At 38.1% G+C, this 12,800-nt stretch carries 14 protein-coding genes; 9 read left to right on the top strand and 5 right to left on the bottom strand.

Annotated features, from left to right (window positions below; genetic code table 11):
* Positions 1-140: 140 nt before the first annotated feature.
* The 5 genes from SJY45_RS18140 (at position 141) to SJY45_RS18120 (ending at position 3,832) form a co-directional block, all read left to right on the top strand.
* On the top strand, positions 141-320 hold the full coding sequence (locus SJY45_RS18140) for a hypothetical protein (protein ID WP_215441435.1): 180 nt from the start codon (positions 141-143) through the stop codon (positions 318-320).
* A gap of 55 nt (positions 321-375) precedes the next feature.
* Positions 376-747, top strand: a complete 372-nt coding sequence (gene crcB / locus SJY45_RS18135; protein WP_215441433.1) for a fluoride efflux transporter CrcB — start codon at positions 376-378, stop codon at positions 745-747.
* Between the two features lie 286 nt (positions 748-1,033).
* Positions 1,034-1,372, top strand: a complete 339-nt coding sequence (locus SJY45_RS18130) for a P-II family nitrogen regulator (protein ID WP_215441431.1) — start codon at positions 1,034-1,036, stop codon at positions 1,370-1,372.
* Positions 1,373-1,401: 29 nt separating this feature from the next.
* Complete coding sequence (locus SJY45_RS18125) at positions 1,402-2,634, top strand: ammonium transporter (protein ID WP_400072550.1); 1,233 nt, start codon at positions 1,402-1,404, stop codon at positions 2,632-2,634.
* Between the two features lie 115 nt (positions 2,635-2,749).
* The gene (locus tag SJY45_RS18120; RefSeq protein WP_400072548.1) at positions 2,750-3,832 is read left to right on the top strand and encodes an outer membrane beta-barrel protein; all 1,083 of its coding nucleotides are present in this window, start codon (positions 2,750-2,752) and stop codon (positions 3,830-3,832) included.
* A gap of 77 nt (positions 3,833-3,909) precedes the next feature.
* Here the strand turns inward: SJY45_RS18120 and SJY45_RS18115 are convergent, their stop codons facing one another.
* On the bottom strand, positions 3,910-4,560 hold the full coding sequence (locus SJY45_RS18115) for a DUF1684 domain-containing protein (protein WP_400072546.1): 651 nt from the start codon (positions 4,558-4,560) through the stop codon (positions 3,910-3,912).
* 83 nt (positions 4,561-4,643) lie between these two features.
* Between SJY45_RS18115 and SJY45_RS18110 the strand changes: the two genes are divergently transcribed.
* A complete protein-coding gene (locus tag SJY45_RS18110; protein WP_400072544.1) occupies positions 4,644-5,384 on the top strand; it encodes a DJ-1/PfpI family protein in 741 nt (246 codons plus the stop codon).
* A 2-nt stretch (positions 5,385-5,386) separates the two neighbouring features.
* Here SJY45_RS18110 and SJY45_RS18105 read toward each other — a convergent pair whose 3' ends face one another.
* From SJY45_RS18105 to SJY45_RS18090, 4 genes are all read right to left on the bottom strand, one after another.
* Positions 5,387-6,799 (bottom strand): alpha/beta hydrolase, encoded by a 1,413-nt coding sequence (locus SJY45_RS18105; RefSeq protein ID WP_400072542.1) that lies wholly within the window; start codon positions 6,797-6,799, stop codon positions 5,387-5,389.
* Positions 6,800-6,888: 89 nt separating this feature from the next.
* The gene (locus SJY45_RS18100; RefSeq protein ID WP_400072540.1) at positions 6,889-7,713 is read right to left on the bottom strand and encodes a mechanosensitive ion channel family protein; all 825 of its coding nucleotides are present in this window, start codon (positions 7,711-7,713) and stop codon (positions 6,889-6,891) included.
* Between the two features lie 127 nt (positions 7,714-7,840).
* A complete protein-coding gene (locus SJY45_RS18095) occupies positions 7,841-9,910 on the bottom strand; it encodes a choice-of-anchor L domain-containing protein (RefSeq protein ID WP_400072538.1) in 2,070 nt (689 codons plus the stop codon).
* A 115-nt stretch (positions 9,911-10,025) separates the two neighbouring features.
* Positions 10,026-10,472, bottom strand: coding sequence for an Lrp/AsnC family transcriptional regulator (locus SJY45_RS18090; RefSeq protein WP_215441416.1), 447 nt, complete (start codon positions 10,470-10,472; stop codon positions 10,026-10,028).
* 127 nt (positions 10,473-10,599) lie between these two features.
* On the opposite strand from SJY45_RS18090, the gene SJY45_RS18085 reads away from it, so the two are divergent.
* The 3 genes from SJY45_RS18085 to SJY45_RS18075 all read left to right on the top strand — a co-directional run bounded on the left by SJY45_RS18085 (position 10,600) and on the right by SJY45_RS18075 (position 12,762).
* Positions 10,600-11,013 carry a hypothetical protein gene (locus SJY45_RS18085; RefSeq protein ID WP_215441414.1) on the top strand — a complete coding sequence of 138 codons (414 nt, stop codon included), beginning with the start codon at positions 10,600-10,602 and terminating at the stop codon, positions 11,011-11,013.
* Positions 11,014-11,102: 89 nt separating this feature from the next.
* Positions 11,103-11,954 (top strand): formyltetrahydrofolate deformylase, encoded by an 852-nt coding sequence (gene purU / locus SJY45_RS18080; RefSeq protein ID WP_215441412.1) that lies wholly within the window; start codon positions 11,103-11,105, stop codon positions 11,952-11,954.
* Between the two features lie 103 nt (positions 11,955-12,057).
* Positions 12,058-12,762, top strand: coding sequence for a DUF4197 domain-containing protein (locus SJY45_RS18075; protein WP_289063239.1), 705 nt, complete (start codon positions 12,058-12,060; stop codon positions 12,760-12,762).
* The last annotated feature ends 38 nt before the right edge of the window (positions 12,763-12,800 follow it).

Here is a 12,800-nt window from a genome sequence, read left to right as displayed (position 1 = left end):
TATTAAGCATTTCCTTAAAAATTAGGACAATATTTATAGTCTCGATAAAAACACCGCTTTTCACGACTAAAAGTTATTTCTTCTCGTATAACATAACAAATAGCGTAATTTTGCGTTATGTATTCCAAAGGGGTAAAAAAATGATGACTTTCTTCACAATACTTTTAGTTTTAATCGGGGCAAATGCTTTGTTTATGGTATTTAGCTTAAGTGGAATATCTAATGGAGCAAAAAAGACGGAAGAGAATGCATCCAAATCTGCATCATCTAAAGTTTATACGCTTAACAATCTTTCTTCCAAGTTTAAGAAAGCCGTTTAAAACTATCCACAAAAAGCATTACCAAGCTGACAAATTATTTACGTAATTTGCGCAGATGAAACAATTGTTACTTGTATTCTTTGGAGGTGGCATAGGTAGCATACTTCGCTATCTGGTTTCCAAATCACTCAACAATCACTTTCAACATTTCTTTCTAGGTACTTTTATTGTAAACGTTCTAGGCTGTTTACTAATAGGTCTTATTTTAGGTCTTTCTGTTAAGACAAATTATTTAACCTCTAACCAGACACTTTTGTTCGCTACCGGTTTCTGCGGAGGCTTTACTACATTTTCCACCTTTGCTTTTGAAAAGCACTCACTTTTAACTTCAGGAGAATTTATAGGTTTCTTTACCTATCTTATTTCTAGTGTTGTTGTTGGCATTTTAGCCGTTGCACTAGGTCTTTGGTTGTCAAAATTGGTCTAAAGGCCTTTACTCACCCTTTTTCTACCCTATCAAAAATTCAAAGTTTTAGGTAATCAGCTTATGATTATCTAACCTTATGACATTTTTTGTCCATTTTTTTCAATATTCCATCAGATTCTCTGATTTTACATCAGCAAAAATACATTTTGAACAAATTTTATTAAGATACCCCAAAAAAATAGGGGTATAATTTCACATAAACATAAAAATAAAGCATAACACCCCAAAATTTATGGGGTGTTAATTATTTTAACATACATTTGTTTCTCTAATTAATACAATTATTATGAAACAAATCGAGGCAATCATTAGAAAATCGAAGTTTGATGACGTAAAAAAAGCGCTTCATCAAATAGAGGTGAACTTCTTCAGTTACTGGGATGTAACAGGGGTAGGAAACGAAAAACAAGGTCATGTCTATAGAGGAATCTCTTATAGTACGAGCGACATTCAGAGAAGATACCTTTCTATAGTAGTATCCGATGAATTTGTTGAGCGTACGGTTGATACCATTCTTGAAGCAGCTTATACCGGTAATGTTGGAGATGGAAAAATATTTGTTTCCGAGGTTCTTGAGGCTTACAGAATACGAACAAAAGAAAGCGGGCAAGCTGGAATCAACTAAAAAAAACCAATAACTAAACTTTAAAGAAAATGGACGCAGGATTATTTACAGCAAATAACGTTTGGATGATGTTGGCTACCGCTTTGGTATTCTTCATGCACACCGGATTCGCCTTTTTAGAAATAGGCCTTACCAGACAAAAAAATACAATAAACATATTATTTAAGAACATCTTTATTATTACAGGTGGACTTTTACTTTACTACGCATGGGGCTTTAACATGATGTACCCAGGCTTTGAAGAAGGTTCTTCAGGTATATTCGGATTTGCAGGCTTTGGTATTGCAGCTCCAGAAAACGGAATGACTCCTGAATACGCAGATGGCGGTTACACTTGGTGGACAGACTTCTTGTTTCAAGGTATGTTTGCAGCTACAGCAGCAACTATCGTATCCGGTGCCGTTGCAGAACGTATGAAAATTGGTGCCTTTATGATCTTTACCGTAATCTACGTAGGTCTTGTTTACCCAATAGTAGGTGCTTGGAAATGGGGTGGTGGTTTCTTGGATTCATGGGGTTTCTATGATTTTGCAGGTTCTACTTTGGTTCACTCTGTAGGTGGTTGGGCAGCATTGGTTGCTATCTTCTTACTAGGATCACGAATTGGCAAATTTGACGAAAACGGTAAGCCTAAGGCCATACCAGGACATAACATACCATTAGCAACCGCAGGTGTACTTATCCTTTGGTTAGGATGGTTCGGGTTTAACGGTGGATCTGTACTTTCAGCCGACCCAGAATTAACTTCACTTGTACTGGTAACTACAAGTTTAGCAGCAGCTGCAGGTGGTTTTGGAGCCTTTATCCTATCTACCATACTATATAAGAACTTAGATTTAACCATGTTCCTTAACGGTATTCTTGGCGGCCTTGTAGGTATTACCGCTGGCGCGGACCTTATGTCTCCTAACGAAGCAATTATAATTGGATTCTTAGCTGGTCTTATCATCGTCTTAGGTGTTGCCCTAATAGACAAATTAAAACTAGATGATCCTGTTGGTGCCGTTGCAGTTCACTTGATCTGTGGTATCTGGGGAACATTAGCAGTAGGAATCTTTGGAGCAAAAGCAGGTGGTGAGCAATTCATGACCCAATTGTACGGAGTATTGATCGTAGGTGTCTTCTGTGTAGTTTGCACATTCATTATCCTTGGAACCCTAAAAGCGGTAATGGGACTTAGAGTGAGCAAAGAAGAAGAGATCGAAGGTCTTGACATTCACGAGCACGGTATGGATGCTTACCCAGATTTCATAAACGACTAATAACCATATTAATTAGAAACGGAGCGTTTTGCAGAACGCTCCGTTATATAACCCTTTCAAAATCTTTACAGATTAAAATAATCATTCCACACAGGGATAACTAAACAAAATTCAGATGAAAGCGATTACAAATACAAAATACGTAAAAAATCTATTTTTCCTAGCAATACTACTTTTCTCTGCAACAGCGGTTGTTGCACAAGAGGAAGAAGAATCAAAGCCAAAGTTTTCTTTCAGCGGTTCTGTTGATGCGTATTATAGAGCAAATTTAAATGGAGACAATGGTTTTGACGAAACTACAGGTTCTCCAACTACAGCTCCAGGAAGCTCATTTGCTAACCTACCAGGATTTGCCTTAGGTATGGCCAATGTTATTGGTGCTTACGAAGGTGAAAAAGTAGGTTTTGTTGCCGATTTGGTTTTTGGCCCTAGAGGTACGGATGCTATTTTTGCATCGCCAATGTACTCTGCTACCGGAAACATTGTTAACCAATTGTATGCTTACTGGAATGTAAGTGATGCCGTAACATTAACCTTTGGTAACTTTAATACCTTCTTAGGTTACGAGGTTATCTCTCCGGTTGCCAACTTTAACTACAGCACATCTTACTTGTTCTCTTACGGCCCGTTTTCACACACCGGTCTTAAAGCAGATTTTGCATTATCTGATGATTTCAGCTTAATGTTAGCAGTAATGAATCCAACAGACCTTACTGAACTTAACCCAACAGGACAGTATGCTTGGGGAGCTCAATTAGGCTACAGCGGTCAATATTTGAACCTTTTAATTGACAACGGTTCTTACGAAGTAGATTTCACAGGTGGTTTTGACCTTTCTGATACTTTCTTCCTAGGACTGAACGCTGCTTATTTTGATGGTGACGAAGATGACGGTGTTGGTAGCTTTGCAGGTTTGGCAGTTTACCCACAGTTGGCCACTTCTGACAATTTCTCTATAGGTTTAAGAGGTGAATATTTTGCTGAAACCGATTTCTTTGGAGCAGTTGGTGGATCAGATGCTGATGGTGACGCAAGTGTATTTGCTGTAACCCTTACCGGTAGCGCAACTATTGGTGACTTGATCATCAAGCCAGAATTAAGATTAGACAGTGCTTCAGAAGAAGTATTCATTGACAATGACGGAAACCCAATTGGAGGCCTTTCTTCTTTCGTGTTGGCTGCGGTCTACTCTTTCTAAAAAAGAATTATAATGGTTAAGTGTTTATAATTTAAAGCTAATTCAAGTAAAGGCCCTGACGTTTAACGTTGGGGTCTTTATTTTTTATTAGGTTCGAAAGCTTTTACCCCCGCACGAATCTCGGTATCCAAATTGTTCACACTGGGTACAATAGGGCAAGAAAACTTTTTATTATAGGCACAATACGGATTATAGGCCCTATTGAAATCAATAACTATAGTATCACCATCAGGTATTGAAAGATCTATATATCTCCCGCCTGTGTACGTCTGCTCTCCATTAGTATTATCCGTAAAAGGCAAAAAGAGATAATCCCTATACTTTTCCTGCTGCATTAGTTCTTTGTTTTGATACACCTCTAACTGTCTGTTCTTTCCATTTAATGTAAAATGGGCAATACCGTAAACGGTTTCTTCAGATGCCTCACCAGTGGTGCTAGGCATTAAAAATGGCAACGCCTCAGGTGTACGTACAAACTTGGCGGTTACTACATAATTGGTATCGGGAGCAAAGAAATCCAATGCTTCAAAGTCTTTTCGGTAACGGTCTGGCAAGGGCGATGTTTCTGGATCTTTAAATTCCTCATTCAATTTTTTCTGATGATCCAAAATAGCCTGCAATGCATCGGTTTCAAGAACCACCTCTTTTTCCTCAGGTGCATCGTGATACTTTTTATCGGTCTTGCAACCTATAATCATAAAGAAAAAAAATAAAACAAGAATTCTCATAAACTTAATTTTTGCAACAAAAATACAACATTAAGTAATTAACCTAATCGAACCGGTTGTACATTGCAACCCAAATGAATAAAATGAAAGCACTTTACACCATCCTACTCGCCCTAACCTTGTTTTTCTCGTGCAACTCACCCAAAAAAGAAGTCAAAATAAAAGTCGAAACGGAAAGAGTTATGCCCGAAATATTACCCGATCGCTATAACGTAGCTTTTCTAATCATGAACGGCACTTTCAACACTGAATTAACCGCTCCGTTCGATATTTTTCAGCATACCAAATTCAGAAAAAATATAAAAGCTATGAACACTTTTACCGTAGCCAACACCTTAGAACCCGTTACCACTTTTGAAGGTATACGCCTACTACCGGATTTTGACTATACCACGGATCAACTGCCCCCAATAGATATTTTGGTAGTTCCTAGCGCAGAACACCATTTAGATACGGACCTAAGATATAGCATAATGTTGAATTTTGTACGAAAAATAGATAGCTCTGCTTTATTCATGACCAGCCATTGCGATGGCGCTTTTGTTTTAGCCAAAGCCGGTGTACTTAAAGGGAAAACCTCAACCACTTTTCCCAGTGATATTGAAGCTTATAAAGAAATGTTTCCCTCTCTTAAAGTTGCGGACAGTGTTCTATTTGTTCATGATGGAAAGTACATTACTTCTGCAGGAGGCGCAAAAAGCTTTGAAGCCGCACTTTATTTATGCGAGTATTTATACGGAAAAGAGGTTACGGATGCTTTAGCTCAAGGCTTGGTCATAAATTGGGATTTAAACGAGGTTCCTCATCTTAAAATAACCCCATAAGGTTACTCTTCAAAAATAGAATACCTAGCTTCTTTTAAATACTTCTCTACCAACTCATTAAACTCTGGCGTTATACGTAATAAGGCCGTATTTTCCAGAGCGTAGAGCTCACCACGGTTGGTATACCCTCTTTTTAAAAGTTCTTCCAAATAGAAAAGCGCCGTTCCATAATCATCGGTTTTAGCTGTATAGGATATAATTTTCAAGTAGCTCTCAAAATTATCCGGCTCAATTACGGTCTTTAACATCCATAAAAAGTTAAGTGCTTCGCCATCAATAGGACTCTCCGCACTTAATATATCCACATTATCGGAAACCAATGCTTTTACATAGCCTTCCAATCGTTTCCCCATTTTTTGCTGTAGTATATTTGGGTTTTTCTGAAATTTCTGAAGTTCTTCCATCTGATACTTCCACCACCCCAAATTGTTGTAGTTATATGTTAGGATATCTTCTTCAAGGTAATAGTTAAACTCGTCCTTAAGAAAACTTTCCTTTAAAAAAATTGAATTCTGCGCCCTATTTTGATTTCTGAACAGCCTGCTTTTTCTAAGCGTCTTTCTACTGTTCTTTATAGAATCTAAAGAGACAAAAGGTTGGTACATTTCCGTCATTTCCTCTAACCAACCATCTGCTAACAAAGGTTTATTAGTAGTATATAATTTATTTACTTTTAGTAAATCCGCATTATAACTCTCATCTATATAAGCTTCATCTTTAGGAGTCCCTCCTTTTGCCATAGCCGCCAAGGTCAAAATTTTGAGAGCAGAACCAAGTTCTTTTGTACTTGGCCATTGGTGACCTCCCTCAAAAACCAATACCTGATTAGGAAATTTCATCTTACTCAAGATTTTTTCTACGGATAGCGTTTCAGAATAACTGAAATCCTCATCCCCCACTATACCTATAAAATGAAACGGATTTCTACTGGTAAGCACCTCAACGTTAGCTACTGCAGCTCCACAAGCAATTACTCCCTCAACACCTTTTATGAACGTGGGAACCAAAGTAGAAAAACGGCCACCCGCAGAGAAACCACCTGTATATATACCATTCTTTCTAATGGGCAACATAGTGGCTACCGTATTGAACATTCTACTGGTAACCAAAATGTTCTTTGAAATAGATAAGGTATCACTAACATTATTAGACGCCGCAAGAACATAACCTTGTTCTTCCGCAGCAGCACTGAACATGGCCAAAGCCTGTCTACCCCTGCCGTTCATATCAAAAACAAACACCACTGGCCATGTTTTTGAAACGTCAAACTTTTTTGGCAGGTACAAAGAGAAGGTTTCCGGAATTGTATCTTTAACTGCCAGCGAATCTATTACCACCCCTTTTTTTAAGGTGATATTTTGGGCAGAACCAATAAACATAGCACTAAAGGCCAGTAACAATAGTATTCTTTTCATAAAAATTGAATCATCAAAAATCTAGCCAAAAGACAGACATTCATAGATTTTTGCTTAACGTGAGCGGGCAGTAAAAAATTAATTCAAGGCTACTCCCCTATTTTTCCTATTTCCACACCTTCCGAGTAAGCCACTTTAACATCATGTTCGCTAAAGGCCTTTTTAATGGCTTTATTGGCATTAAACGTTACTTCCCAAAAATCATCTGGCAACACAAACGGCCTTACGATCAATTGCACATTGTGCGAATCAAAATCCAAGATTCCTATTTCCGGTGCAGGTTCAGGTAGAATTTTTGAAACTTCTTGTAGGGCATTCTCCAAAACCTTTTTTACTTTAGGAAAGCTCTCTTCATAGGGCATGGTAACCTCTAACTCCAACCTGATCATTCCTTTTTCCGAATAATTGGTCACTACGGATTCAGTAATCATAGAGTTGGGAATAATCAATATTTTATTACCAGGAGTGAGCACATCCGTACTAAAAATGCCTATTTCCACCACCCGACCAAACTTATCGTCTACTTGAATCCAATCCGATACCTTAAAGGGCTTAAGCGTTAAAATTAAAATACCGGAAGCAAAGTTGCCTAAGCTCCCCTGCAATGCCATCCCTACCGCAAAAGCCGCTGCAGCCAATATGGCAAAAAGACCTGTAAGGTCCGCCCCTAGAACGGTTGCTATAATAAACAGAACCGTACCTTTTAGCAGCACCCCTACAATTGAAGACAAAAATGGACGGAGGGTTTCCGAAAACCCAGTTTTTTCCAGAGCCTTCCTTACGAGCTCTACTACTTTCTTGGCTAACTTAAAACCAATCCATAAAATCAGTCCCGCTAAGAAAATGCGAGGTATATAAAAAACCGCTTTATCTATTGCAATTTGAGCGTACTCATTAAGTTTATCCAAATCCATGAATTAAAATTAACAATTAGAGAGCGTTCTTCTATAGAAAGTTTGTGTTTTTTACACACTGGATACTGAAAAAATTTAAAAATGGTATCTAAAGGGAAGTCTTCACACCTAACAAAGGGTCACCCTATTACCTTTTTAAAGAAAAGTGACTTTTAAATTCTTTCCGAACCCCATCTTTTGTGTATTCCACTTTAAACCAATAATCGCTAGACGGAGCCGCCTGCCCATTAAAAGTCCCATCCCAGCCCACGTTTCCGTTTAACTGATACAACAACCTACCATACTGGTTGAAAATACTAACATCCGGATTCTCTATTTGAGAAAAACCTGTAATGGTCCAAACATCATTAACACCGTCTCCATTGGGGGTGAAAAATCTAGGAAAATCTACTACAGTGAATTCTTCGGACAACGTACTGCAATTATGAATGTCCGTCACATAGGCCGTATGCTCTCCCGGACTTAGGTTTTCAAACCTATTATCCGACACAAAATCAAAACCATCAATACTGTAAAGGTAATTTCCGTTTCCTTCGGCCATGAGGTCTACCGTATTATTATCTGTAAAAGGATCTGAAACAAAGACCACTTCAAAAACTTCGGGTTGTTGGGAGCTAACTACTTTAGTAGCTATCGAAAACTCACAACCCAATTCAATATTTTGAAGCTGCACCACATAATTTCCTTCCTCATTTGCTGTGTAAAAAGCATCCGTTGCCCCGGTTATTAAATTATCGGCGGAAATAGTGTCTTTATACCAGGCAAACCTATAGGCCGAAGCGGAAAGCCCTGTATTTAAAACAGGTAATGGGTCTAATGTTTCACCTTCGGCATCCAAACAAAGAACATACTCTTCCTCAAGTTCCGATTGAAAATTAAGTCCGAGTAAATTAATCTCAAAAGAGGCAATTTTATAACAACTGCTCCCGGAAGATATTCTTGCAAAAATAGTCTGGGACTCATTTACTAACTCATAGGTTTCTGGGGCTTCAATAGAATTTTTAAACTCCTCTGCATCCTTTAGAGTTGAATAATACGTAACCTGATAAATGTTGGTATCTTGCCCACCTAACATAGGTAGACTATTAACTGTAAGATTTATCACCTCTCCAGAAGTATCATCAATATCGCAAAAAACTAAATCCGCTGGTGCTTCCGTAATAACGGGAGCCGGAATAAACTCCGCTTTTAAGGTTCCAGAAGCCACGCAAGATTCAGAAAAAACCAGTTCCACACGGTAATCTCCACTCTCGGTTACATTAACAGTAGCAGTTCCTGACCAATCCACAATTTCAACATCATCTTTATACCATTTGTAATCCGTAACCCCTTCTACAGTGGCATCTAATTCAATAACCTCATCTATACATACAGGATTACCACTTTCTACGGTCCTGTCCCCACCTAAATCATACCCCAATGAAAAACTTCCTGCCTCCAAAAAAACGGCCGAATCTACCTTAGAATCCCTATTATCAGCAATTACTAACTTAATAGTATATGAACTTCCGGGAACTACGGGAGATTCTGCGGTTAAACTTGTAGTTTGGCCATGAAAGGAAATAGCTGAATCTTCGCCATTTATTTTATCAAAGTAGGCGATGTTTTTTCCTCCGCACTCCCCATCAACACCAGGACGTATAGAAGTTACACTTACCGGTAGTTTATTATTGGGCAATACCGCCAAATTTGTAGACACCCCTTTTGAATCCGTTAGGATAAAAGCAAAAACATCTCCAAAAGTACATTGATAGTTTTCTTGATATTCTTCCGAAGCGAATAAAAAATTAAAGCTGATATGATTGGTATGCGGAACAAAATCGAACTGTAGGTAAGAAGCATTGAAAAGTATATCGGAGCCTGTTATGGATTTCAAATCGGCATCACCAGGCCACTGCTCGCTACCAGCATCATGAATGTTGTCATTAGGACCCTCGGCAAACTTGGCCTGCCCCGTACTTAATACAATACCCTCTTCATACGGAAAATCGGAACCATTTGCCTCAAAATATCCTATACCATTTAGACCCTCGGCCAGACCTGTCTTTGACGTGTAATTACCCGTTTCCGCACAATTACTGTTAATCAGTACGTTTTTCACCAATTCTTCTACCGAATAACCGGTATCATCTACCTTAATCTGGCCCATTAGCCCATAAGACGATAGTAGCACTAGCAAAAATCCTAATGTTTTCATTTTCTATAGCGTAATTCCGAAAAAACCGGAATGCTAAATATAAGAAACTCTTTACTAGTTCTAGGCACTTATTTTTAATATAGCTGTTAGGTAATAGTTAATTGCTTAAACTATATTAAAATGTATTCTTGCCTATGGGAGCACTGGACACCACGTTAGACAAAATAATATGGGTACGTGTCTCTCCATATTGAATAAGTTTATCTATGAACCGCTCTAAATGAAATTGGTCCTTTAAAACCACCTCCATAACTATATTCTCGTTTCCGGTTATGCGATAACAGTTTACCACCTCTTTGTAAGTTTTTACCGTTTCCAAAAAAGGTTTTAGTTTCCCCATAAAAGCCCGCAAGGTTATAATAGCTTTTAGATGATGACCTGTCTTTGCATGCGAGACTTTGGTGTTATAGCCTTCAATAATTCCAAGATCCTCCATTTTTTTTATACGCTCCGCCACAGCGGGAGCCGTAAGCCCTACATGCCTACCAATATCCGCAAAGGTTTCGCGAGCGTTTGCTTGAAGTCTTTTGAGTATTTTCCAGTTTAAATCATCTATATTCATTATCGAAACTAAAATTTAAAAATAGATTGTTATCCAAAGCTAAATTACAAAATAGCTTTTGATTCTAAAGACAAAACTTGAAATCTGGCCGTAACTTTATTAATCCAAATTGGTAGTTAAAGAAAAAATGTCGTACAAGAACCTTCGTGCCTTACCGGTCTATAAAAAAGCTTTGGAACTCTGTCATATGAGCAGGGAAATTGCATCGTACGTTTCTTTGAACAAAGACCTTCTTAACCTCTACCAATCTAATAGCCATAGAGATAGCATTGCAGATTCCCTATTAACGGATGCTATTCTTATTCCTAAAAAAATTGCTTCCGCAGAAATTAGCGGTTGTCATATAGAGCGTATGAAAAGTGCAAGTTTCATTAATATAATGATACGCAACATTAACTCATATTGCAATGGTCTGGAAAAAGATGGCGTAAAAGAAAAAGAGTACCTGAACCTCTTAAGAACCGAAATAAAGAGCTTTAGACGGTCATTTAAAAAATGGCGCAGTTCTTTTCCGGACGGAGGTGCCAATTATTTTAATTGAACACCTTCCCCCTCATTTTTGTTTTAAATTTTATAACATACTAAAATTGTAAGTTTAAAGTTCTAATTTTGGATTTTAAATTATCGATTTTGAAAACAACTATTCTTATTCATTGTCCTGACCAAGCAGGGATTATAAGTACCACCACCAACTTTATCCACCAACATAAAGGAAACATCGTTTATCTTGACCAACATGTTGATAAGGAGGCCAACGTATTTTTCATGCGCTTGGACAGTGATTTTGAAGACCCCTCATTTGCTACCGAAACCTTTAAACAAGAGTTTCAGAAAGAACTTGCAGATAGGTACCAAATGCAATGGAGCATGCATGAAGGTGGGGTGAAACCGAGGATGGCCATTTTTGTTTCCAAATACAACCATTGTCTTTATGACCTTTTAAGTAGATTTAACTCTAGTGAGCTTGAAGTTGAAATTCCCTTCATTATTAGCAACCATCCAGACCTTAAACCTATTGCTGACCAGTTTAACATTCCCTATTACCACATACCGGTAACCAAGGAAACCAAGGAGCAGGCAGAAACAAAGCAACTGGAACTACTGAAGGAGCATCAAGTAGATTTTATTGTTCTAGCTAGGTACATGCAGATTGTAAGTCCTAAAATCATAAGCAATTTCCCCAACCGCATCATTAACATTCACCACTCGTTCCTACCTGCGTTTGCCGGTGCCAAACCGTATCATGCCGCTTTTAAACGGGGTGTAAAGATTATTGGAGCCACAAGCCATTATGTTACGGAAGAACTGGATGCCGGCCCAATTATAGAACAAGACGTTACCACGGTAACCCATGCGCACAGCATTAAAGATTTCATTGCCAAAGGGCGTGATTTAGAAAAAATTGTGCTTTCTAGAGCTGTTAAACTACATATTCTTAGAAAGACTATGGTCTACAACAATAAGACCGTAATTTTTTCGTAGTATATATTTAAAGAACATCTTATAACAAATCTATAACAGCCATTACTATAAAGGGTTGTGTTTCCTCTATTTCTTTACTGAAGCGAAAATCAAAATTAAAGCTATGAAAAAACTAATTATACTATTTTTTGCCCTGAGTCTAACCTCATGTCACGAACTACAACAGGTGGTAAACCAACTACCTCAGGGTGAAACGGCCTTAGGTAATGACCAAATTGCCGCTGGCCTTAGACAAGCTTTAGACAAAGGCATTCAAAGTCAAGTAAGCAAACTAACCCAAGAAGATGGTTTCTTAAAAAATGAAGCTGTAAAAATTCTGTTACCCGAAGAACTTCAAAAAGTAGATAAGACGTTACGTGATATTGGACTAGGAAGTCTAGCAGATGAAGGGTTAAAGGTGTTGAACAGAGCCGCAGAAGATGCGGTTGGTGAAGCCACCCCTATTTTTGTTGATGCCGTAAAAGGCATAACTTTTAACGATGCAAAAAACATTTTATTGGGAAGCGACAATGCAGCCACGCAATATTTAACCTCAGCTACGCAAACGCAACTTTACGCTAAATTTAATCCCGTTATCAAGAATTCCTTTAGCAAAGTAGGGGCCGATAAAATTTGGAGCAACCTTATTACCAAATACAACAACATACCGTTAACAAAGAAAGTAAACCCTGACCTAACGGACTATGTTACCCAAGAAGCACTTAATGGTGTTTATACCATGATAGCTGTAGAAGAAAAGGAAATAAGGAACAATGCCACCTCTAGAACAACGGACCTTTTAAGGCGTGTTTTTAGCCTCCAAGATTAAAGCAAAATATTTTACATAAACCCTACAATAACTTGAAA

This window comes from Zobellia russellii (genome assembly GCF_044597075.1).
Lineage (GTDB): Bacteria > Bacteroidota > Bacteroidia > Flavobacteriales > Flavobacteriaceae > Zobellia > Zobellia russellii.
This window is presented reverse-complemented; position numbering and strand designations above follow the sequence as displayed.